This is a genomic window from Bradyrhizobium sp. STM 3566 (assembly GCF_045571445.1).
Lineage (GTDB): Bacteria > Pseudomonadota > Alphaproteobacteria > Rhizobiales > Xanthobacteraceae > Bradyrhizobium > Bradyrhizobium vignae.
In genome coordinates, this window is record NZ_CP120692.1 from 4132379 (window position 1) to 4155220 (window position 22842).

Sequence of the window (22842 nt, forward strand, 5' to 3'; positions counted from 1 at the left end):
TGCGCTTTTCAAACGAGGAAATGGAAAGCTGCGAGGAATTCAAAGCTGGCGGCGCGCTATTCAGTTGGCGCTCCCTAGCGGAATCGAACCGAGAGCGGCGCGATCGGCCGCAACGCTCTCAGCGTCATGGCCGGGCTTGACCCGGCGATTCACGAGACGAAAAACGTGGATGCCCGGGACAAGCCCGGGCATGACGAGTTTGCGGAGCGAGCACCCCACAACACCTTGAGCGGGCGAAGCAGCTACGTAAACAACGTCGGCTGCTGCCGCGCGGCGCGCTCCTGGGCTTCCACGACCGCAACCGCCGTCATGTTGAGGATGCCGCGCGCGGTGACGCCCGGCGTCAGGATGTGGGCCGGGCGCGCCGGGCCGATCAGAATCGGACCGACGGGAAGTGCGTCCGCCAGCGCCTTGATCATCTGATAGGCCACGTTGGCGGTGTCGAGGTTCGGCATGATCAGGATGTTGGCCTCCCCCTCGAGCTTGGAGTGCGGCAGCACGAGCTTGCGGGCCGCAGCCGAGAGCGCGGTGTCGCCCTGCATCTCGCCGTCGGCCTCAATCTCGGGATGCTTGTCTTTCAGGAGTTGGGTCGCCCGCCGCATCTTGCGCGAGGAGTCCGTATCGTAGCTGCCGAAATCGGAATGCGAGATGAAAGCGACCTTCGGCTTCAGGGTGAAGCGCTGCACGTGCAGGGCCGCCAGCGCCGCGATCTCGGCCAGCTCCTCCGCACTCGGATTGGGCCGCACTTGCGTGTCCGCGATGAAGAAGGCGCCCTTGCTGGTGATCAGCAGCGCCAGCGCGGCGTAATCGCTGATCCCCGGCGAGAAACCGACGATCTCGCGCACATGGCGCAGATGGCTCATATAGCGGCCCTCGACGCCGCAGAGCATGGCGTCGGCCTCGCCGCGCACCACCGCAAGCGCCGCGATAACAGTGTTATTGGTACGCACCACCGTGCGTGCCGCATCCGGCGTCACGCCGCGACGGCCGGCGACCTCGACATAGGACTGCACGTAGGAGCGGTAGCGCGGATCGTCCTCGGGATTGACGAGGTCGAAATCCTTGCCGGCCTTGATCGAGAGTCCGAAGCGCTTGATGCGCGCCTCGACGACTGTCGGGCGACCGACCAGGATCGGTCGCGCCAGCTTCTCCTCCAGCACCACCTGCGTGGCGCGCAGCACGCGCTCGTCCTCGCCTTCGGCATAGATCACGCGGACCGGCTGGGTCTTGGCCTTGGCGAACATCGGCTTCATGACGAGGCCGGAGCGGAAGGCGAAGCGCTCGAGCAGCGCCCTGTACTCGTCGAAATTGGTAATGGGCCGCGTCGCGACCCCCGATTCCATCGCCGCCTTCGCCACGGCCGGCGCGATGCGCAGGATCAGGCGCGGATCGAACGGGCTCGGGATCAGCGAGCCCGGACCGAAGCCTTGCGTCTCGCCGGTGTCGAAACCCTGCGCAACCGCATCCGACGGCGCCTCGCGCGCGAGCTGCGCGATGGCCTCGACGGCGGCGTGCTTCATCTCCTCGTTGATCGCGGTGGCGCCGACATCGAGCGCGCCGCGGAAGATGAAGGGAAAGCAGAGGACGTTGTTGACCTGGTTCGGGTAGTCGGAGCGGCCGGTGCAGATCATGGCATCGGGCCGCGCCTTGCGCGCCTCTTCCGGCATGATCTCCGGCACCGGGTTGGCGAGCGCCATGATCAAGGGCTTGTCACCCATCGCCTTGGCCATCTCGGGCTTGAGCACGCCGGGTGCCGAGAGGCCGATGAAGATGTCGGCGCCGCCGATGACGTCGGCGAGCGTGCGCTTGTCGGTCTTCTGCGCATAGACCGCCTTCCAGCGGTCCATCGAGGTGTTGCGCCCCTCATGCACGAGACCGTCGATGTCGCAGACCCAGATGTTCTTGCGCTGCGCGCCCATCGATACCAACAGGTTCAGCGTCGCGATCGCGGCAGCCCCTGCTCCCGAGGCCACGATCTTGACCTCGGACAGCTTCTTGCCGTTCAGCCTGAGGCCATTGACGATGGCGGCGGCGACGATGATGGCGGTGCCGTGCTGGTCGTCGTGGAAGACCGGGATCTTCATACGCTCCTTCAAGCGCGTCTCGATCTCGAAGCATTCCGGTCCGCGGATGTCTTCCAGATTGATGCCGCCGAAGGTCGGTTCGAGCGCCGCCACCGTCTCGACCACGCGGTCGATGGTGTCGGCGGCGATCTCGATGTCGAACACGTCGATGCCGGCGAATTTCTTGAACAGGACCGCCTTGCCTTCCATCACCGGCTTGGAGGCCAGCGGGCCGATATTGCCGAGGCCGAGCACCGCGGTACCGTTCGAGACCACCGCGACCAGATTGGCGCGGGTGGTGAGCGTGGCCGCCTCGGCCGGGTTCTTGGCGATCTCGGTGCAAGCCGCGGCGACGCCCGGGGAATAGGCAAGCGCCAGGTCGCGCTGGTTCGCAAGCGGCTTGCTTGCCTGGATCTCGAGCTTTCCGGGGCGCGGCAGACGATGATAGGCCAGCGCCGCCTGGTGGAGATCATCAGAATAGGATGACATGCGGTGTCTTGCCTCGCGTTACCGGCCTCAAAATGCGTCATCCGGAGCGCCGGCCGAAGCGGACGGGATTTCCGGGTCGTGGAAACGGGATGAAGCACGGCCGAAGGCCCGGTGGCAACATCCGATTGCGGCCCCATCAACAGGGCGCACCGTCAAATATTTGAAAACCATAGCTTTCCCTGGACGGCCCGAGGTTTCGCGAATATGGCAGGTTGTGCGGTGTAAAACGAGCAACTGGAGCTGGGAATGAAGCGGATCCTGATCGGCCTGATCGTGGCAGCCGTGCTCGGAGCGGGCGGATGGTTTGGCTTCAACCTCTATGTCCAGCATCGGGCAACCAGCGAGGTCGAGGCGGCATTCGCGCAGATCCGCGCAAGTGGCGGCAAGGCGAGCCATGGCAAGATCGCCTTCGAGCTGTCGAGCCGGACGCTGACGGTCGAGGACATCAATGTCGAGCCCGCCCAGCCGCAGCTCGCCAACGTCAAGGTCGCCAAGATCACGGCCGTCGGCGTACGCCAGCCAGATGAGAGGCATTTCTCGGCCGACAGCATTGACGTGTCCGGTGTCGAGGCCACCTTCACCTACACGGAGCCGGCGAAGCTGAAAGCGAACTACAAGATTCCGCAGATCACGGCGCGCGACTTTTCGGCTCCGATTCGTGGGGCCGAGGCGTCGCTGTCTGGCTCGATCATCGACATGTACCGCTTCATGCTGGCGCAATACGCAACCGTCTCGGCCTCGTCGATTGCGGTACCGACCGTTTCGGTCAACGTCGATGCGGGCACCGGTAATGCCGGCAGCGGCGATTATGTCTATTCGGGCCTATCGATCCAAAACGTCGACCACGGCAAGATCGAAACGGCGAAGACGGACCGCATCACCTATTCGATCGACTTGGCTCAGCCGGGCAAACCGACGAAAATGATCGGCGAGCTATCCGGCCTGGCCGCCACTGATTTCAACTCAACCGCTGTTAGGGCCGCGCTCGATCAGCAAGGGGGGAGCGACGACAGCTTCCACAGAATCTATCGACGCATCTCGGTCAACTCCTACATGGTGACGACCGCACCGGGCGTGCGCCTGCAGGTCGACGGCATCACCTTCGACGACATCGCGATCCGGCCTTCCAAATTCCGCCCGGCCGAGATAATCGCGCTGGTGCCGGCTGACGGCTCGATCCCGACGCCGGCGCAGTCGCGCGACATGATGGAGAAGGTCGCTGACTTCTTCGAGGGCTTCCAGATCGGCAAAGTCGAGATCGGCAAGCAGACAATCGAGACGCCGCAAGGAACGGGGCGGCTCGGCGCCATCAAATACGATCAAGATAACATCGTGCTGGAAGCCCTCGACATGCCGCTGCCGCAGGGGGAGCTCAAGATGGAGCGGTTCGCGCTGAAGTCCTTCAGCGCGGCCAATCTGATGCGCTGGGCCGCCAGCCTCCGAACGCCCGGACAGCCGCCCTCGCCTGACCAGATGCTCGGCCTGTTCCGCGTGCTGGAAGGTGCCGAGATCAAGGGCGTGGTCTCGCCCTACAAGAATACGCGGCAGCTCGTCACCATCGACACGATCAGCATGAACTGGGGCCAGCTGGTCGGATCGATCCCGAGCAAGGCCAGTCTGGTCGTGAAGATGGTCACGCCGACCGATCCCGCCAATCCGGCCCTGCAGCCGCTGATCGTGGCAGGCGTGGACAAGCTCGCGATCGACCTCGATCTCGGCGCGGCCTGGACGGAATCGTCGGGCGCGTTCGCACTCGCACCCGCCACGCTCGATCTCGGCAACCTCGCCAGGGCGCAGCTGAGAGTGGCGCTTGCCAAGGTGCCGCGCGACCTCTTCACCACGACGGACCGGTCCGAGGCGATGGCTCAGTTGGTCGAGGTCGAGACCGGCGCCATCGAGCTCTCGTTGCGCGATCGCGGCGTGGTTGATCTGGTCGTGGCCCAGTTCGCGCGCATGCAGAATGTCAGCCGCGACGCCGCGCGCGGCGCCATCGTCGCGATGATCCGTGCGCAGGGCGAGAAGATCGCGGGGGCCAATGGCGACGCGAGAATGGCGGTCGATGCGCTCGCTGGTTTCGTAGAGGCGTCAGGCCAAACGCTGAGCGTCAAGCTGATGCCCCGAGCCAAGATCCCTCTGATGCAATTGATGCAGCTGTCGCAAAGCGACCCCGAGAGCGCGCTGGCGCAGTTCAGGATCGAAGCCTCAACGGGGCTGTAGGACTTTTTTGCTGCGAAATTGGGCGGCAGCTGCCTGGCGAAAATCCCTCCCCGTCATTGCGAGCGCAGCGAAGCAATCCAGAGTCCCTCCGCGGAAAGATTCTGGATTTGCTTCGCTGCGCTCGCAATGACGCGTGGAGAGAGCGCGCCTCTCTCCAGATGCGGGGAGAGGCGAAGAGCCACATCACTTCTGCGGCAGGTTCACCCGCACATGCAGCTCGCGGAGCTGTTTTGTCGTGGCTTCCGACGGCGCGCCCATCAGCAGGTCCATGGCCTGCTGATTCATGGGGAATAGCGAGATCTCGCGCAAGTTCGTGGTACCGCAGAGCAGCATCACGATGCGGTCGACGCCTGCGGCCATGCCGCCATGCGGCGGGGCACCGTACTGGAAGGCGCGATACATGCCGCCGAAACGCTCGACCACTTCCTGCTCGCCGTAACCTGCGATCTCGAACGCCTTCACCATGGCTTCCGGCACGTGGTTGCGGATGCCGCCCGAGGCGATCTCGTAGCCGTTGCAGGTGATGTCGTACTGGAACGCCTTGATGGTCAGCGGATCCTGCGACTTCAGCGCCTCCAGGCCGCCCTGCGGCATCGAGAACGGGTTGTGCGAGAAGTCGACCTTCTTGTCGTCCTCGTTGTACTCGTACATCGGGAAGTCGACGATCCAGGCGAGCTCGAACCGCTCCTTATCGGTGAGGTTCAACTCCTCGCCGACCTTGTTGCGGGCGAGCCCCGAAAACTTCCAGAACTTGTCGGGATCGCCGGCGACGAAGAAGGCGGCATCGCCCTCCTTCACGCCGAGCTGCGCGCGGATCGCAGCGGTGCGCTCGGGCCCGATGTTGTTCGCGAGGGGGCCTGCGCCCTCGCCGCCCTCGCGCCACATGATGTAGCCGAGGCCGGGCTGGCCCTCGCCCTGCGCCCACGAATTCATGCGGTCGCAGAACGCGCGGCTGCCGCCACCAGCTGCGGGAATCGCCCACACCTGGTTCTTGGGATCTTCGAGCATGCGCGCGAACACCTTGAAGCCGCTTCCGCGGAAGTGCTCGGAGACGTCCTGCATCTCGATGGGGTTGCGCAGGTCCGGCTTGTCGCTGCCGTATTTGCGCAGCGCCTCCGCAAACGGAATCCGACGCCAGCCCTTCGTCACCGGCTTGCCCTTGGCGAACTCCTCGAACACGCCGGTGATCACAGGCTCCATCGCCGCAAACACGTCTTCCTGAGTGACAAAGCTCATCTCGACGTCGAGCTGGTAGAACTCGCCCGGCAGGCGGTCGGCGCGCGGGTCCTCGTCGCGGAAGCAAGGCGCGATCTGGAAGTAGCGGTCGAAGCCCGACATCATCAAGAGCTGCTTGTACTGCTGCGGCGCCTGCGGCAGCGCGTAGAACTTGCCGGGATGGATGCGCGATGGCACCAGGAAGTCGCGCGCGCCTTCCGGCGAGGATGCAGTCAGGATCGGGGTGTTGAACTCGAAGAAGCCCTGCTCTTCCATGCGGCGGCGCATCGACTTGATGATCGCGACGCGGGTCATGATGTTCTGGTGCAGCTTCTCGCGGCGCAGGTCGAGGAAGCGATACTTCAGGCGGATGTCTTCGGGATATTCCTGGTCGCCGAACACCGGCAGCGGCAGGTCGCCGGCCGGGCCCAGCACCTCGATCTCGCTGACATAGACCTCGACCTTGCCGGTCGGCAGGTCGTCATTGTCGGTGCCGTCGGGGCGGCGGCGGACCTTGCCGTCCATCTTGACCACGAATTCCGAGCGCAGCTTTTCGGCCAGCGAGAATGCCGGCGAGTCCGGATCGACCACACACTGGGTCAGGCCGTAATGGTCGCGAAGATCGATGAACAGCACGCCGCCATGGTCGCGCACGCGATGGACCCAGCCCGAGAGCCGGATGGTCTCGCCGATGTTGCTCTCGCGGAGCGCGCCGCATGTATGTGACCGGTAGCGATGCATGGTCGTCCCAAAATCAATGTCGGAGGAAGCGAATCGGGCGGCCTGTCATGGCCAGTCCGAAGTTGCGGCAGGGTTTACCCGACGAGACCCAAGGCGGCAACCAAGGGAACGCCCTGATTGGGGCCTGAGGTGCCCATTTTTGGCCGATCAGGGCACAAGCCTTTGCCATCGGGCGTTCCAGCCCTATCTTGAGGCCATGACGGTCCATTTCCCCTTCCAGAACTCCTATTCGGCGCTGCCGGACAGCTTCTTTGCCCGCGTCGCGCCGACCCCCGTGGCCGCGCCCCGGCTGATCAAGCTGAACCGGCCGCTGGCGATCCAGCTCGGGCTGGATCCTGACGTGCTGGAGACCCCGGAAGGTGCCGAGATCCTGGCCGGCAAGACGGTTCCCGCGGGCGCCGATCCCATCGCCATGGCCTATGCCGGCCATCAGTTCGGGCATTTCGTCCCCCAGCTCGGCGACGGCCGAGCGATCCTGCTCGGCGAGGTCATCGACAAGGACGGCGTCCGCCGCGACATCCAGCTCAAGGGATCCGGCCCTACCCCGTTCTCCCGCCGCGGCGACGGCCGCGCCGCGCTTGGACCGGTCTTGCGCGAATACATCGTCAGCGAAGCGATGTTCGCATTGGGCATCCCGACCACCCGCTCGCTCGCCGCCGTCGTCACCGGCGAGCACGTCATCCGCGAGACTGCACTGCCGGGCGCGGTGCTGACGCGCGTCGCCTCCAGCCATATCCGCGTCGGCACCTTCCAGTTCTTCGCCGTCCGCCGCGACACCGATGCGATCCGCCGTCTCGCCGATCACGTCATTACCCGGCATTACCCGGAGCTGCTGCATGCGGAGCGGCCCTATCACGCCCTGCTCGCTGCCGTCGTCGCACGACAGGCCGAGCTGATCGCGCGCTGGCTGCTGGTCGGCTTCATCCATGGCGTCATGAACACCGACAACACGTCCATATCAGGCGAGACCATCGATTACGGCCCCTGCGCCTTCATGGATGCCTACAACCCCGCGCAGGTCTTTTCCTCGATCGACGAGATGGGCCGCTACGCCTATGCCAACCAGCCGCGCATCGGCTTGTGGAATCTGACACGCCTCGCCGAATGCCTGCTGCCGCTTTTCTCGGACGAGCAGGAGAAGGCGGTCGCGGAAGCACAGGAGATCCTCGGCGCATTCTCGGATCAGTTCAGCAACGCCTATCAGGCAGGCCTGCGCAAGAAGGTCGGCCTGTTCACGGAGCGCGACGGCGACGATGCGCTGATCCAGGACCTGTTAGATGCCATGGCGAAGAACCAGGCCGACTTCACCCTCACCTTCCGCAAGCTGGGCGATGCCGCCGCTGATGACGCCGCCGACGTGCGCGCGCAGTTTCTGGAGCCCGCAGCATTCGACGAATGGGCCGGCCGCTGGCGCGCGCGCGTCGCGCTGGAGCAGCAAGACCCAGCCGAGCGGCAGGCCGCCATGCACGCCGTCAACCCGATGTTCATCCCGCGCAACCACCGCGTCGAGGCCGTGATCCAGGCCGCCGTCAACGACGACGACTACGCCCCGTTCGAGGAACTGGTGAAGGTGCTGGCGAAGCCGTATGAGGACCAGCCGGAGCATGCGGCCTACGCCGATCCGCCGCTGCCGGACCAACGCGTGCTGCAGACGTTCTGCGGGACGTGAGCTCGCCCGACCACGCCCGACCTCTAATTGCTTCACTTTGTGGATAGCGCCTTGCGCTGGTCCATTGCTCTGCGGCGGACGCTGTGGACGCGTCCAACCTTCGGGAACCGCTGTCATCAAACTGAAACACACGCGCTCTAACGGGCTGGCAGCGCCGTCTTGCCGGAGGCGCCCATCCTCCAACCGTCCCGACAGCGCGCCATGCCTTTCAAATTCATCCACCTCACCGACACGCACCTGGCGAACCCCGGCTTGACGCTCTACGGCCTCGATCCGCGCGCCCGGCTGGATGCGGCGATTGCCGACATCAACAAGCATCAGTCCGACGCTGCGTTTGCGGTCGTGACCGGCGACCTCACCCATTGGGGCGAGGCCGAGTCCTACGCCAACTTCGCCGAGGCGATGGCGGCGCTGAAGATTCCCTACATCGCGATGGTCGGTAATCACGACCGCCGCGTCACCTGCCTCGACGCGCTGAAAGCCGCGCCGCGCGATGCCAACGGCTTCGTGCAGGGCACGCGCACCACCGAGCACGGCCTGTTCGTGTTCCTGGACACGCTGGACGAGACCAGCCACGCCGGCGAGATGTGCGCAAAGCGCCTCGGCTGGCTGGAGAGCACGCTCGCCGCCGCGCCCGCCGACCAAGAGTTCGTCGTGTTCATGCATCATCCGCCCTTCCCGGTCGGGGTCCACGCCATGGACGAGATCGCGCTGAAGCAGAGCGCCGAATTCGCGGACGTCATCGCGCCCTACCGCGCGCGCATCCGGCACCTCTTCTTCGGCCATGTGCACCGGCCGATTTTCGGCAGCTACGGCAAGATCCCGTTCTCGACGCTGCGCGGCACCAATCACCAGGTCTGGTTCGAGCTCGACGCTGCCGCCACCGAGCACCTCGCCAGCCACGAGCCGCCGGCCTATGGCGTGGTGCTGATCGACCAGGAGAACCTGGTCGTGCACAGCCACGATTTCCTCGACCAAAGTCTGCGCTTCCCCTTCGAGCCACCGGCGGGAGTGGACGGCCGCGACTATGCGCTCAATTTTCGGGCGCCATGAGATGAGCTTCGCTGAACCCGCGGCTCTCCCGGTCGCGACGTCGGCGGCACCGCGTCTGCACGTCCTGAAGCGCTTCACGAGCAGCTTCAAAGCCTCGCTGCCCGCCTATCTGCTGCTGCTGCCCTCGCTGATCTTCCTCGCGCTGTTCACCTATGGCGCGATGGGGCGCGTCGTGATCGACGCGCTCTATCAGCGCGCGACGCCGAAGGCGCCGGTGCGTTTCGTCGGCCTCGACAATATCAGCGCAGTCCTCGCCGACCCCGCCTTCACCGGCGCGATCGTCAACAACCTGATCTACGCCGTCGGCACGGCGGTGCCGAGCATCGCCCTTGCGCTGTTGTTCGCGCTGGCGCTGGCACGCACCCATGCCGTGAACAGCGCGCTGCGCGCCGCGCTGTTCCTGCCGGTGCTGATCCCGATGGTCGCGGCATCAGCACTGTTCCTGTTCATCTTCCTGCCGAATGTCGGCCTGCTCGACTACTATATCGGCCGGCTGCTGCCGGTGCTGCCGAACTGGCTCGGCGACCCCGATATCGCGCTCTACGCGATCATGATAATCACGATCTGGAAGAACGCCGGCTATTACATGCTGTTCTTCCTCGCCGGCCTTCAGGCCGTGCCCGAGGACGTGATGGAGGCCGCACATCTCGACGGCGCCGGGCCTTACATGCGCCTGCGCCACATCATCCTGCCGGAGCTCAAGCCCACCTTCCTGTTCGTCACCGTCATCGCGATCCTCAACGCCGTGACGCAGGTCGACCACGTCTTCGTCATGACCCAGGGCGGGCCATCCAATTCGACCAATCTCGTGCTGTTCTACATCTACCAGCAGGCGGTCGAGCATTACGACATCGGCAAGGCCTCGGCGGCAACGCTGCTGACCCTCGCCGCACTGATGGGGCTCACCGCACTGTCCTTCCGCACCATGGCGAACCGGGAGGGCGGGCCATGAAGCTGATCGACAGGCTCTACAAGGACGCCCCGCTCGCCACCCGAGGCGAGATCACGCCCAAGCTCGGCTTTGCGCTGACCGTGCTGCTCGCGATCGTCTGGCTGATCCCGTTCCTATGGATGGTCGTGGCGACGCTGCGCCCCGCCTCCGACGGCATCAACGCCATGGCCGAACTGATGCCGAGCCTGAAGCCCACGCTCGACAATGTCAGGGACGCCTGGGAGATCGGCGATTTCCCGCGCTACACGATCAACACCACGATCATCTGCACTGGCATCTTGCTGGTGCAGTTCGTCACGATCACGCTCGCGGGCTTTGCCTTCGCGCGCCTGGATTTCGCCGGCAAGACGCTGATCTTCTACCTGTTCCTGATGCAGCTGATGCTGGTGCCGGTGCTCCTGATCGTGCCGAACCTGTCGCTGGTGGCGCAGATCGGCCTCTATGACACGCTGACCGGCGTGATGATGCCGTTCTTCGCCTCCGCCTTCGGAACCTTCCTGATGCGCCAGGCTTTCGAGGCGATCCCGACCGAGCTGGAAGACGCAGCCCTGATCGACGGCGCCAGCCTGCTCCAGCGCATCCGCCACATCTACGTGCCGCTGTCGATGCCGAGCTTCTCCGCGTTCGCCATCATCTCCGTGACCAGCCACTGGAACGACTTCCTGTGGCCGCTGATGGTGATCAACTCGCCGGACAAGCGGCCGCTCACGGTCGGCCTCTCCGTGTTCACCAAGACCGCCGAAGGCACGCAAGCCTGGGGCACCATCGCCGCAGGCACGCTCATGGTGGTCGCGCCGCTGCTCGTCGTCTTCCTGATCTTCCAGAAGCGCTTCATCAGCTCCTTCGTCACCTCAGGCATCAAATAGGAGATTTTCCGATGCTGTTCTCCCGCAGGCTCATGCTCGGCCTTGCCGTGGCAGGCTCACTGGCAGGCGCCGTCGCCTTCCCGGCCCTCGCCGGCGAAGGCCCGACCGAGATCGACCTGTTCTTCCCCGTCCCCGTCGACGGCAAGCTCGCCCGCGACATGGGCACCCTGATCAAGGAGTTCAACGAGACCCATCCCGACGTCAAGGCGACCGCGGTCTACACCGGCTCCTATGACGACACGCTGATCAAGACGCGTGCCGCGATCAAGGCCGGCAAGCCGCCGGCCGCCGTGATCATGTCGGCAAACTTCCTGCTCGACATGCAGATCGAGAACCAGCTCACCAATCTCGACGGCCTGATCGCCGCCGACGGCACCACCAAGGAGAAGTTCCTGGGCCAGTTCTTCCCGGCGCTGCAGGGCAACGCGGTGATCAACCGCTCGGTTTACGGCGTGCCGTTCCACAATTCGACGCCGCTGCTCTACATCAATGCCGACAAGGCCAAGGAAGCCGGCCTCGATCCGGACAAGCCGCCGCAGACCTGGGCCGAGCTCACCGACTGGGCCAAGAAGCTCACCAAGCGCGATGGTGACAAGGTGACCCAATGGGGCATCGCGATCCCCTGCGCCTACGACTATTGCGGCTGGATGATGGAAACGCTCACCATGAGCAACGGCGGGCGCTACTACAACGAGGAGTTCGGCGGCGAGGTCTATTACGACACGCCCTCGATGCTAGGGGCGCTCACCTGGTGGAACGACCTCATCGCCAAGCACAAGGTGCATCCGCCCGGCGCGACGCCCGGGCCTGCCGTCAGCACCTCCTTCATATCGGGCAATGCCGCGATGATGATGCTGTCGACGGGCTCGCTCACTTACGTGCGCGACAACGCCAAATTCGCCTACAAGGTCGCCTTCATCCCGCGCAACGTCCGCAACGCCGTGCCGATCGGTGGCGCCTCGCTGATCATGCCGGCTGGGCTCGAAGCCGACAAGCAGAAGGCGGCCTGGACGCTGATCAAGTGGATGACCTCGCCCGAGAAGAGCGGCTGGTGGAGCCGCGCCACCGGCTACTTCGCGCCCAACGTGGCCGCCTACAAGACGCCCGAGATGGTCGAATTCCTGGGCAAGAACCCGGACGCTAAGACCGCCGTCGAGCAGCTCGAGGTCGCAAAGCCGTGGTTCGCGACCTACAAGACGGTCCCGGTGCGCAAGAACCTCGAGGACGAGGTGATGCTGGTCCTGAACGGCAAGAAGCAGCCGAAGGAAGCCCTCGCCGCCGCGCAGAAGGCCGCAGACGAGACACTCAGGCCGTACAACGCAGAGACCTCGCTGAAGCTGCCGTAAGGCCGGCTGCCCGTGGCACAAACAAACTTCGGCGCTCCGTCATGCGGGGCGCCGAATGCGTTTTTGAGAACGCGCGTGATTAGATCATTACCACGATCTTGCCGAACTGATTGTTCGATTCCAGGAAGCGATGCGCCTCGACGATGTCCTCGAAGCGAAACGTCCTGGCGATGATCGGCTTCAATGTGCGGTCAGACAACCCGTCGACAATGAACGCCTTTGCCTTCGCAAGGCGCGCGGGATCGCGGACGATCTCGTGCACGAGATAGCCGCGCAGCGTCAGGCTCTTGCCGAGTACGTTGGAGAGCGGGAACGGCGTCGGCGCGGGACTCAGGCCGCCATACTCGATCAGGATCCCGCCCGGCGACATGGCCGCGGTCAGTGGCTCGAATGCGGGACCACCGACGGCATCAAATACCACGCGGACGCCCTTCGAACCGGCGATCTCCAGCAGTCGCGCTCCGACAAGCTCCTCGTCCGAGGCAACAACGTGGGCGGCGCGGGCATCAAGCAGGGCCCGCCGCTTGATCGAGGTCCGCGTCAGGGCAACCGGGACAGCGCCCATCCGGTTCGCAATCTGGATTGCCGCGAGCCCGACGCTGCTCGATGCCGCCGTGATGGCAACGATGTCCCCTGGCCCAAGTCCGGCGATGTCGACCAGCGCGCCATAAGCCGTCAGATATTGCATCCACACCGCGGCCGCAGCCTCGAAGCCAAGCTCGGGCGGATGCTTCACGATGAGTTCGGCCGGAAAGGTCGCGAGCTCGGCGTAGGCTGGCCATCGCACCATCGAAAGCGGCGGGACGATGCTCACGACATCGCCTGGCACAAAACCGGTCACATCATCCCCGACCGCTTCGACGACGCCTGCCGCCTCCAGACCCAGCCCCGACGGAAATGTCGCGCTCTCGATATAGGTCCCTCTTCGCAACAGGGCTTCGGCACGGTTGAGACCGAGTGCTCTGACCCGGATCTGCACCTCGCACGTTGCCGGCGACGGGACGTCGACGGTCTCGATGCGCAGCACTTCGGGACCACCATGCTGATGAAAGCGAACGGCGCGGGCCATGGATGCACCCCAAAACAGTTGAACTGAATGGAGCTATGCCGGCCCGGAGCAAGCGGATAAATCGCTTAGCCAAGTGAACAGTCGAAACCAGGAGTTTTCAATCATGGACCGCCTGACCAGCATGGCCGTATTCGTTAGGGCCGTCGATCTCGGCTCGTTCGCGGCTGCCGCCGACGCCTTGGAGATGTCGGGGCCGATGGTCGGAAAGCATGTGCGCTTTCTCGAAGACCGCCTCGGCGTTCGCCTGCTCAACCGCACCACGCGGCGGCAGAGCCTGACCGAGGCCGGCCAGGCCTATTACGAGCGCTGCCGCGCCGTACTCGCCGAGGCGGACGCCGCCGACACCGTCGTATCCGACGCGCGCTCCGAGCCGCGCGGCAGGCTGCGCGTGACCATGCCTGCCCTGCTCGGACGGCATTGCATCGCGCCCTTGCTGATGAAGCTCGCGCGAAAATACCCGCATCTCGAACTCGACCTCTCTTTCGGCGATCCGATCGCTGACATCATCGAGGCCGGCTATGATCTTGCAATCCGGACCGGCGATCTCGACGACCAGTCCGGCCTGATTGCGCGGCGGATCGCAAGCCAGCGCATGGTGGTGTGCGGCGCGCGCTCGTATTTGCGCAACCACGGCAGGCCGAAATCGATCGACGATCTCGCCGCGCATCAGGCGATCATCTATCGCCGCTCGGGGCGCGTCCGGCCGTGGCTGTTTCCGCAGGAAGGCGGGCCGCCGCGCGAGATCATGCCTGCAGGCAGGCTGAGGCTCGACGATCTGGAGGCGATCGCCGATGCCGCCGTGCAGGGCATGGGCCTCGCCTGGCTGCCCTACTGGCTGGTCCGCGAGCGCCTCGACACTGGCGCACTGGTCCGTCTCTGCAGCGATCAGCCGGAATTCCTCTACGAGTGCCACGCGCTGTGGCCCCGTTCGCCTGGGCTGCCGCCAAAGGTCCGCACCGCCGTGGACACTCTGGCTGCGGCTCTGCCGAAGCTGATGACGTGACGGTCACCCTTTCCGGCATTAACCCCTCGTCCACCATCCGGCGGCCGACACGGCCGGTAACTACGAGAATTAACAGACCCTCAACATACCCCCGACAAATCTATCAATGTTTCTGGAGATTTCGCCGTGGATCTGTTGGTTTTCGAGTTCCTGGGACTGGCTCTGGTCGCCATGTGCGTGATCGTGGTGGCGCTGCCCTGCGCGCGAAAACCCTCGCAGCGGGTCCGTTACGAATAGGAATTTGGTCGGAAAGTCCCGGTTCCGGTCGGATGCAAGGCTTGAATTCGCTTAGAGCCCCTTGACATCACAGCACTTTCGGCAGAACGGCTGATATCAAGTGTCATGGGCCGTTCATGGATTTGATTACCACCACCGCTGACCTCGCGGCTGCCTGCAGCCGGCTGGCCAAGCACCCCGTCATAACAGTCGATACCGAGTTCCTGCGCGAGACCACCTATTACCCGCTGCTATGCGTGGTGCAGATGGCCAGCGCCGAGGAAGCCGTCGTCATCGACGCCCTGGCCGAGGGCATCGATCTCAAGCCGTTCTTCGAGCTGATGGGCAATGAGGGCGTGCTGAAGGTGTTTCACGCCGCCCGCCAGGACATCGAGATCATCTGGCATCAGGCGGGCATCATCCCGCATCCGGTGTTCGACACCCAGGTTGCCGCGATGGTGCTCGGCTACGGCGACAGCATCGCCTATGACGCGCTGGTCGAGAAGGTCACCGGCCACCGCCCGGACAAGACCCATCGCTTCACCGACTGGTCGCGCCGGCCGCTGACCAAGGAGCAGATGCATTACGCGGTGTCCGACGTCACGCACTTGCGCGACGTGTTCGCGGCGCTCGATGCCGATCTCAAGAAGCGCCGCCGCAGCGAATGGGTCTCGATCGAGATGGAGGTCCTGACCTCGCCCCGCACCTATGATTTCCACCCCGAGCGCGCCTGGGAGCGGCTGAAGACGCGGGTGCGCAAGCCCAAGGACCTCGCGGTGCTGATGGAGGTCGCGGCCTGGCGCGAGCAGGAGGCGCAGAGCCGCGACGTGCCGCGCGGCCGCGTGCTGCGCGACGAAGCCATCACCGACATCGCGACCCACGCGCCGACCACGCTGGAGAAGCTCGCGCATCTGCGCTCGGTGCCGAAGGGATTCGAGAAATCCAAATGGGGCGCGGACATCGTTGCCGCAGTCGAGCGCGGGCTGGCGCGGGATTTCTCGAAGCTGCCGAAGCTGGAGAAACCGCGCAACAACTCCAACGGCGCCGCCATCGTCGAGCTCTTGAAGGTCTTGCTGCGGATGACCGCCGAGCGCCATGCGGTCGCAAGCAAGGTGATCGCGACCGTCGACGATCTCGAAGAGATCGCGGCGGACGATGAGGCGGACGTGCCGGCCTTGCACGGCTGGCGCCGCGAGCTGTTCGGAGACGCCGCGCTGAAGTTGAAGCGCGGCGAGCTGGCGCTTGCGATCGAGAAAGGCCGCGTGATCGGGGTGCAGCGGGCGTAGGGCTCGCCGCCTCCACATCGTCATTGCGAGCCAACGGGGCCGCGCTTCGCGCGGACCCGTTGGCTCGCAATGACGGAATTTGACGCGATAGCGTGCCCTACGCCGGTGTCAGCTTCGCCACTTCCGCCTTCATGTCGTTCAGCACGCCTGAGATCGCAGCGACCAGCTCGTCGATCTGGGCCTTGGTCGTGATCAGCGGCGGGCAGATGGCGATGGCATCCAGCATGTTGCGCGAGATCACGCCGCGCTCCTGGAGCATGCGGCTGGCGATGCCGCCGACAGCACCGGGTGTCGCCGCTGCGGTCTTGCGTTCCTTGTCGAGCACGAGCTCGAGCGCTGCGATCATGCCGACGCCGCGGACCTCGCCGACCAGCGGATGACTGGCGAGCTCGCGCAGCTTGCCCTGCATGTAGCCGCCGAGCTCGGCCGCATGCGCGACCAGGCCGCGCTCCTCGATGATCTTGAGGTTTTCGAGCGCGATCGCCGCGCCGACGGGATGGCCGCCCGCGGTGAAGCCGTGGCCGAGCACGCCGATCTTGTTGCTCTCGTCCGCGATCGGCTCGAACATGCGATCGTTCAGCATGATCGCCGACAGCGGGAAATAGCTCGAGGTGATCTGCTTGGAGACCACCATGGCGTCCGGCTTGATGCCATAGGTGTCGCAGCCGAACATCTTGCCGGTGCGGCCGAAGCCGCAGATCACCTCGTCGGCGACCAGCAGGATGTCATACTTCTTGAGCACCTTCTGGATCTTGTCCCAATAAGTCGCCGGCGGCACGATGACGCCGCCAGCCCCCATCACCGGCTCACCGAAGAAGGCCGCGATCGTATCCGGTCCCTCCTTCTGGATCAGGGCGTCGAGCTCCTCGGCCCGGCGCGTCGCGAACGCCTCCTCGCTCTCGCCGGGCGCGCCGTCCTTGTAGAAGTGCGGCGAGCCCGTATGCAGGATGTTCGGCAGCGGCAGGTCGAACGAGCGATGGTTGTTCGGCAGGCCGGTGAGGCTGGCCGACGCAATGGTGACGCCGTGATAGGCGCGCAGGCGGCTGATCACCTTCTTGCGCTGAGGCTGGCCGAGCGCATTGGAACGATAGGCGATCAGCTTCAGCACGGTGTCGTTGGCTTCCGAGCCGGAATTGGTGAAGAACACCTTGCTCATCGTGACAGGCGCGAGCGCGACCAGCTTCTCCGCGAGGTCGATCGAGGGCCCGTGCGATTTGGCGGAGAACGTGTGGTAGAACGGCAACGCCTGCATCTGCCTGTACGCCGCCTCGACCAGCCGCTTCTCGTTGAATCCGAGCCCAACGCTCCACAGGCCGGCCATTGCTTCGAAATAGCGCTTGCCCGTCGCGTCGAAGACATAAGGCCCCTCGCCGCGCTCGATCACCAGGGGACCGGCCTGCTGATGCGTGCGCGCATTGGTGTAGGGATGGAGCTGGTAGGCCACATCCCGGGCCTCTTGCGAATTGGGCAGCATGGACATTTGCGAGATCCTTAAAAGCGTCACGTCGCAGGCATAGCCGGCGTCATCACCCGATGATCAAGATACTTGGCTCAAGATACTTGGCTTAAGATACTTGGCTCAAGATACTTGGCTATTGCGACAGCGCAGAACTTGCAACGTCAATGTGCCGGCAGCAAGCGCTCAGCAGCGTTGCACAAAGCAGCACGTGACAATTGCGATGGCTCAGCCCTCACGCCGCGCCGGGGTCGTCCCCATCGTCGCCGGCGGCAGCGGCCTCCCTCGCCTCCACCAGCGCCATCGAGAGCAAATAGACTGTCGTAGGCAGCCCGAGCCTGCGCGCCCTCTCGGCGGCACGCGACAGATCGCTTGCCAGCTGCTTGAGCTCGTCTCCCCGTGACAATCTCTCACCCCATCCGCCGGTTGCGGCCGCCTACACCGCAACGGCGCCGCTGGCTTTGATCAGCTCGGCGCTGGATCGGATTGTAGCAAAATTCGCGATGACATTCACTACGGCACGCCTGTAGGCGGCGGCATCGTCTGCGCCCGGCTGCCGGCAAGCCACGGCGTCAGTGACCACCTGGTAGCGATGACTGCGGTGAAACCCGTCGACGGCGGTGGCCAGGATGGTCTCGTCCAGGGAAAAGCCGATCAGAATGCACTGCGTGGCGCGGATACTGGACATATAGTCTACAAACCGCGACGAGCTGTAGGCGGACGGCAGCGGGTGCTCGAACGTCATCTCTCCGGGCCGCGGCTTGGTCTGTGCGATCCAATCGGTCAGTCTGGACGCCGGATTGAACCAGGCCGCCTGCGCGATGCGCTTCAGATGCATCACTGGCCACAGATTGCCGCGCCACAGCGTCAGGAGTTCCAGGCAACGCGCCGTCGCCGCATCACCGTCGAGGATGACGTGGCGGCGACCGGGGGTCAGGTACTCGACCTGAAGATCCGCGCAGACCAGGATCGGCGGATCATCGTGGATGGAAGCCAGCATTTTGTTGCGCGCAGCTGCATCCGTTTCAGCGATCGGCGAGTGCGAGGTCCCGCAGCGGCGAGGTCACCGCCCGCCCCGCTGAGGCGTCGAGCACGCCCGGCCGGTCCCAATCGCCCTCGGGACGGATGATCACGTAAGGGTCGCTGTCCAACGTGATGGCGTCCGGCCCGGGCTCGATCTCGAGCAGCATCTCCGTGTAGGAGAAATCCGAGAAGGTGATCTTGCGGTTGTGACCGAGCGGCTTGGCGCCGAAATGGGCCCAGAAATCGACCAGCCGGTCCTGCGCCTGACCATAGATCTTGCGAAAGCCCTTGCGCTTCACATAGTCGACGCTCGCCTGTACCAGCTTGAAGGAGACGCGCGAACGCCGGTATTGGTGCCGCACCGCGAGCCGCTCGACCTTGGCGAAATCGCCGAAGAAGCGGACCCGCAGGCAGCCTGCAGGCTCGTTGCCGACATACCCGATGAAATGCGCGGCGACCATGTCGTTTCCGTCGAACTCCTCCTCGAATGGACAATCCTGCTCGGCAAGATAGACCGCCGAGCGAATGGCGGTGACCAGCATGAGATCGCCGGGATCGCGCGCGAGGCGGATGGTGATGGCGCGGGAGTCGGGCTTGGCGAGGGGAATCCTAGTGCCGTGCATCTGCAAAGCTCCTTGCTTGGATGATCGCGCCGGGCATGCGCATCGGCTGCCGATGCCAGGGGCGCTCGTAGCACCAAAGGTCGGGTTGGAAACTCGGCACAGGCGTAAAGCCTGTCGCTTTCATGATTTCGCGTCCGGCCACCGTTGACGGCTGCGCATAGCAATCCGCGCTGCGAAACCTTATCTGGCGCAGGTGAGCCGCGGCCTTGCCGAGACCGGCGATGCCGCGGCCGGTCGCCGCGATCGCCCAGATGTAGATGGCAGCGACGTCTTCGTTCGCCGACGCGAGATAACGCGTCTCGGGCGCGGTGAGGCAGATCTCATCGAGCAGCAGCGCATCGTGTCCGCGGTCGTTGAGAAACAGGAAGGCCATGCCGCCGACGAGTCTACCTTTCCGGCTGAACGTCAGAATACTCTGAGGATCGAGAGTGAAGTATCTCGCAAGCTCCACTGCGCCGATCTGCACGCCCGGCACGAGCCGGTACGCCATCTCCGAAAGCGCCGCAATTTCGGAAAATTGCGCACAGCGGACGTCGACTTCCGGGCTCAGCGGCAAGGCATCGAAATCATGCCTTGCGGCAAACGAGCCCCTTTCCATACTCATATCACGCCTCTATCGTTCGAGGCTTTCATGCCCCGCTATGCCCATGAGCTTAGCGGCTGGGGACCAGGAGTATGCAGCAGTTATTGCACCGGGGTGCTGCGATCATGCAGCACCGTGAAGAAGCCCTGGGCGCGTCCTGGGACGATTTGAAGCTGTTTTTAGCGTGCGCGAAATATAAAAGTTTTCGTAATGCCGCCGAAGAGCTCGGGCTCACCTCCACCACTCTGATGCGCCGCATCGACCGGCTCGAAGAGAGCATCGGGTGCAAGCTGTTCCTGCGCGACCAGAGCGGACTGACGCTCAGCGATGAAGGCACCGCGATGATCGCCGACGTCACGCATATGGAGCGTCATGCCTTCAACGTTTTCCGCCGCGCCTCGCGATCGTCGAACGACACTTCGGGCACCGTGCGCGTCGCGGTGACGGAAGGGCCCGGCAATTTCTGGATCCTGCCGCGACTGATCGATTTCCAGAAGACCTACCGCAAGATCACCGTCGACCTTCGCTGCGCCATGGAGCAGGCTGACGTCGCGCGGCTCGAATCCGATATCGCGATCCAGCTCGAGCCGCCGACCAATCCCGATCTGATTGTCGCCAAGCTCGGCCGCCTCCACATCTATCCCTTCGTCTCCAAGGAGTACGAAAGCCTCTACGGTGTGCCGGCAACGCTCGCCGAATTGAAGAACCACCGCATCATCAAGCAGAGCGCGCCGCAAGTCGACGACGGCGCCTATGCCCGCGTGCTCGGATTGCAATCGCTGGAAGGCATCGTTGGGATCAAGACCAACTCCTCGGTCGGCGTGCTCTATGCGGTGGAGCGCGGCGCCGGAATCGGCTTCCTGCCCACCGCGTCGATCGCGCTCGGTGCGCCGCTCGTTGCCGTCGATCTCGGCGTCAGCCACCACGCCGATCTCTGGCTCACCTATCACAAGGAGTTCCGCACTTCCGAGCGGCACAAGATCGTGGTCGACTGGCTGAAGAAGATCTTCGATGCCAGGACCTATCCCTGCTTCCGCGACGAGTTCATCCATCCGAACGCGCTGGTGCCGATGATGACGGCCGCGCGCGAGGGCTTTGGATTGGCTGGCTATGTCGCGGCAACGCCGACGTGAGCGCGGGCGAGCTTCAGCTCACCATTTGTATTCCAAGCCGACCGTGCCCTGGTGCGAGGTGAGCTCGTTGCGGAACTTGCCGTCGTAATTGACGTAAAGGCGTGCCACGTTGGTCAGGCTGAGCGAAGCCGAGGCACCGGCATCCACGCCGTAACGGCTCTCGCCGATGCCGGGCACGATGATGTTCTGGGCGCCAAGGCTGACCTGAATGGATCCCAGGTCCTGGTGGAAATTATCCACGAACTTGCCGTAGGCGGACAGGTCCAGGACCTTCTGGTCGACGATGAAATAGCGGCCGATCTCGGCCCCGACCATGATGCGCGCGCGCGAGAGCGCCGTCGAGCCGACGTTGAGCGGATCGAGCCCGCCGGACTCCTGGAACGCTGCGCTGGTGGCGCGGACATATTCCAGCGCGCCCTTGGGCACGATGCGCATCTGGTCCTTGGTCCAGTAATAGCTGATCTCTGTCAGCGCGCCGTCGATGCCGGCGCGATAGCCCGCGGTCGCAAGGCCAAGGCCGGTGTCGCGGCTGGACCGGACCTTGCCGAAGCCGTGCACCACCGCAAAGGCCCAGGTCCATGGGCCCTTGTCGACCGAGCCGCTGAGGCCGAACTGGGTCAGGTCGAGCGTCGCCGATTGCAGCGCCAGCGGCACGTCGATGTCGGTGTGGCTCTGGTCGATGGAGAATCCGATGTTGACGCCGGGTGCGAGCCGTGCGCCGAAACCGGCGACGCCGCCAAAGGTCTTGCGCTTGTCGCCGACGAAGTCTCCTTGCGCATCCGTCCGGACCGAGATGCCGTAGCCCTCGAACCAGGTGCGGTAGCGCGGATCTTCCGTGCTCGCCGATGCGCCGCCGCCGCCGGGATTGGTACGGAACGCCCGGTTGAAACCATTCGAGGCCTGGTTACCGAGCCGCTCCAGGAAACCCGAGCCGAGGTTGAGTGTGCTGCTGCCGGCCGACTGATCGTAATTGGTCGAGGTCGGCGACGGGATCGGGGTCGGCAACGGCGTAGGTGTCGGGGTGGGCGTGGGCGTCGGGCTTTGCGCGAAGCTGGGCGTCGCTGCCGCCATCATCATGACCAGCGCAAACGCCATCGCAATCGCAGCCGCGGTCCGGCGGACGCGGTCCAGCCCGATCGTCTGCCGTGTCCCGGAGAGCTGCGCAGCGCAGCACATGATGATGAATCCCGAAGCAAAGTGGCGGCGCGCAAAAATGCAACACGGTCTGCGGCGCTAGCGGCGATTTGTGCCGAACTGCCACGGAGGGTCAACCGGTTGGCGCATGACGGCCGCGGCTATTGCACCGATTGTGGTTCCGCTGCCACAGGTCGCAAATTGCGCTTGAAGACACCTGGTTCGGTCTTGAAATCGGCGCGCAGCTTGCTAGCCGGCGATTTTCATGTTGCAATATCGGTCACAATCGGAATTGGCCGCTGGGCTGTGCGTTTCGCGACATTGACCCTCAAGACTCGAACAGACTTCCGGAGGCCCGTTTGTGGCGTGGCACGCGAAAAGCGGCCGCGTCTTTTTTATATCTAGTGGAGGAGACGAGCGATGCCGCAAAAGGGCACCGTCAAATGGTTCAACCCGACCAAGGGCTATGGGTTCATCAAGCCGAACGGCGGCGACAAGGACGTGTTCGTCCACATCTCCGCCGTCGAGCGTGCCGGGCTCTCCACCCTCAATGAGAACCAGGTGGTTGAATTCGACCTCGTGGAGAACCGCGGCAAGACATCCGCGGAGAACCTCAAGGTCTCCTGATGCTTCTCTCGGCACGCGAGAGATCATGACGCTGCCCCCGGCTCTGCCGGGGGATTTTGTTTGGCACGACGAAGCGCG

The 22842-nt window shown here is 64.4% G+C and carries 19 protein-coding genes; 10 read left to right on the forward strand and 9 right to left on the reverse strand.

What is annotated here, in order from left to right; genetic code table 11:
* Positions 1 to 242 precede the first annotated feature (242 nt).
* On the reverse strand, positions 243 to 2552 hold the full coding sequence (locus P6U27_RS19985; RefSeq protein WP_122403531.1) for an NADP-dependent malic enzyme: 2310 nt from the start codon (positions 2550 to 2552) through the stop codon (positions 243 to 245).
* A gap of 246 nt (positions 2553 to 2798) precedes the next feature.
* Here P6U27_RS19985 and P6U27_RS19990 point away from each other — a divergent pair, with 246 nt between their 5' ends.
* Positions 2799 to 4769, forward strand: coding sequence for a hypothetical protein (locus tag P6U27_RS19990; RefSeq protein WP_407192382.1), 1971 nt, complete (start codon positions 2799 to 2801; stop codon positions 4767 to 4769).
* A 183-nt stretch (positions 4770 to 4952) separates the two neighbouring features.
* On the opposite strand, the gene aspS is transcribed toward P6U27_RS19990, so the two are convergent.
* Positions 4953 to 6725 (reverse strand): aspartate--tRNA ligase, encoded by a 1773-nt coding sequence (gene aspS / locus P6U27_RS19995; RefSeq protein WP_129142913.1) that lies wholly within the window; start codon positions 6723 to 6725, stop codon positions 4953 to 4955.
* A 196-nt stretch (positions 6726 to 6921) separates the two neighbouring features.
* Here aspS and P6U27_RS20000 point away from each other — a divergent pair, with 196 nt between their 5' ends.
* From P6U27_RS20000 to P6U27_RS20020, 5 genes are all read left to right on the forward strand, one after another.
* Positions 6922 to 8394, forward strand: coding sequence for a protein adenylyltransferase SelO (locus P6U27_RS20000; RefSeq protein ID WP_407122245.1), 1473 nt, complete (start codon positions 6922 to 6924; stop codon positions 8392 to 8394).
* Positions 8395 to 8595: 201 nt separating this feature from the next.
* Positions 8596 to 9447, forward strand: coding sequence for a phosphodiesterase (locus tag P6U27_RS20005; protein WP_407192383.1), 852 nt, complete (start codon positions 8596 to 8598; stop codon positions 9445 to 9447).
* Position 9448: 1 nt separating this feature from the next.
* Positions 9449 to 10399 carry a carbohydrate ABC transporter permease gene (locus P6U27_RS20010; protein WP_407122243.1) on the forward strand — a complete coding sequence of 317 codons (951 nt, stop codon included), beginning with the start codon at positions 9449 to 9451 and terminating at the stop codon, positions 10397 to 10399.
* Positions 10396 to 11265 carry a carbohydrate ABC transporter permease gene (locus tag P6U27_RS20015; RefSeq protein ID WP_407192384.1) on the forward strand — a complete coding sequence of 290 codons (870 nt, stop codon included), beginning with the start codon at positions 10396 to 10398 and terminating at the stop codon, positions 11263 to 11265. Before P6U27_RS20010 ends, P6U27_RS20015 begins: the two co-directional genes overlap by 4 nt.
* Before the next feature lie 11 nt (positions 11266 to 11276).
* Positions 11277 to 12611 (forward strand): ABC transporter substrate-binding protein, encoded by a 1335-nt coding sequence (locus P6U27_RS20020; RefSeq protein ID WP_122403539.1) that lies wholly within the window; start codon positions 11277 to 11279, stop codon positions 12609 to 12611.
* A 79-nt stretch (positions 12612 to 12690) separates the two neighbouring features.
* On the opposite strand, the gene P6U27_RS20025 is transcribed toward P6U27_RS20020, so the two are convergent.
* On the reverse strand, positions 12691 to 13680 hold the full coding sequence (locus P6U27_RS20025; protein WP_407192385.1) for a zinc-dependent alcohol dehydrogenase family protein: 990 nt from the start codon (positions 13678 to 13680) through the stop codon (positions 12691 to 12693).
* A gap of 103 nt (positions 13681 to 13783) precedes the next feature.
* Here P6U27_RS20025 and P6U27_RS20030 point away from each other — a divergent pair, with 103 nt between their 5' ends.
* Together P6U27_RS20030 and rnd are read left to right on the forward strand one after the other, a co-directional pair.
* Complete coding sequence (locus P6U27_RS20030) at positions 13784 to 14683, forward strand: LysR family transcriptional regulator (protein WP_407192386.1); 900 nt, start codon at positions 13784 to 13786, stop codon at positions 14681 to 14683.
* Between the two features lie 353 nt (positions 14684 to 15036).
* A complete protein-coding gene (rnd, locus tag P6U27_RS20035; protein ID WP_122403542.1) occupies positions 15037 to 16185 on the forward strand; it encodes a ribonuclease D in 1149 nt (382 codons plus the stop codon).
* A 97-nt stretch (positions 16186 to 16282) separates the two neighbouring features.
* Here the strand turns inward: rnd and P6U27_RS20040 are convergent, their stop codons facing one another.
* The 5 genes from P6U27_RS20040 to P6U27_RS20060 all read right to left on the reverse strand — a co-directional run bounded on the left by P6U27_RS20040 (position 16283) and on the right by P6U27_RS20060 (position 19891).
* Entirely contained in the window at positions 16283 to 17665 is a 1383-nt protein-coding gene (locus tag P6U27_RS20040; protein WP_129142920.1) for an aspartate aminotransferase family protein, read from the reverse strand.
* Positions 17666 to 17876: 211 nt separating this feature from the next.
* Positions 17877 to 18047 carry a hypothetical protein gene (locus tag P6U27_RS20045; protein WP_407192387.1) on the reverse strand — a complete coding sequence of 57 codons (171 nt, stop codon included), beginning with the start codon at positions 18045 to 18047 and terminating at the stop codon, positions 17877 to 17879.
* Between the two features lie 30 nt (positions 18048 to 18077).
* Positions 18078 to 18641, reverse strand: a complete 564-nt coding sequence (locus tag P6U27_RS20050; protein ID WP_407192388.1) for an isochorismatase family protein — start codon at positions 18639 to 18641, stop codon at positions 18078 to 18080.
* 25 nt (positions 18642 to 18666) lie between these two features.
* Positions 18667 to 19287 carry a GNAT family N-acetyltransferase gene (locus P6U27_RS20055; protein ID WP_211403002.1) on the reverse strand — a complete coding sequence of 207 codons (621 nt, stop codon included), beginning with the start codon at positions 19285 to 19287 and terminating at the stop codon, positions 18667 to 18669.
* On the reverse strand, positions 19274 to 19891 hold the full coding sequence (locus P6U27_RS20060) for a hypothetical protein (protein ID WP_162500303.1): 618 nt from the start codon (positions 19889 to 19891) through the stop codon (positions 19274 to 19276). The genes P6U27_RS20055 and P6U27_RS20060 overlap by 14 nt, the downstream gene beginning before the upstream one ends.
* A gap of 71 nt (positions 19892 to 19962) precedes the next feature.
* Between P6U27_RS20060 and P6U27_RS20065 the strand changes: the two genes are divergently transcribed.
* Positions 19963 to 21003: a LysR family transcriptional regulator gene (locus P6U27_RS20065; protein ID WP_407122233.1), complete on the forward strand. Its 1041-nt coding sequence runs from the start codon at positions 19963 to 19965 to the stop codon at positions 21001 to 21003.
* Positions 21004 to 21021: 18 nt separating this feature from the next.
* Here the strand turns inward: P6U27_RS20065 and P6U27_RS20070 are convergent, their stop codons facing one another.
* The gene (locus tag P6U27_RS20070) at positions 21022 to 22179 is read right to left on the reverse strand and encodes an autotransporter outer membrane beta-barrel domain-containing protein (protein WP_407192389.1); all 1158 of its coding nucleotides are present in this window, start codon (positions 22177 to 22179) and stop codon (positions 21022 to 21024) included.
* 378 nt (positions 22180 to 22557) lie between these two features.
* Between P6U27_RS20070 and P6U27_RS20075 the strand changes: the two genes are divergently transcribed.
* A complete protein-coding gene (locus P6U27_RS20075) occupies positions 22558 to 22764 on the forward strand; it encodes a cold-shock protein (RefSeq protein WP_122403548.1) in 207 nt (68 codons plus the stop codon).
* Positions 22765 to 22842 lie beyond the last annotated feature (78 nt).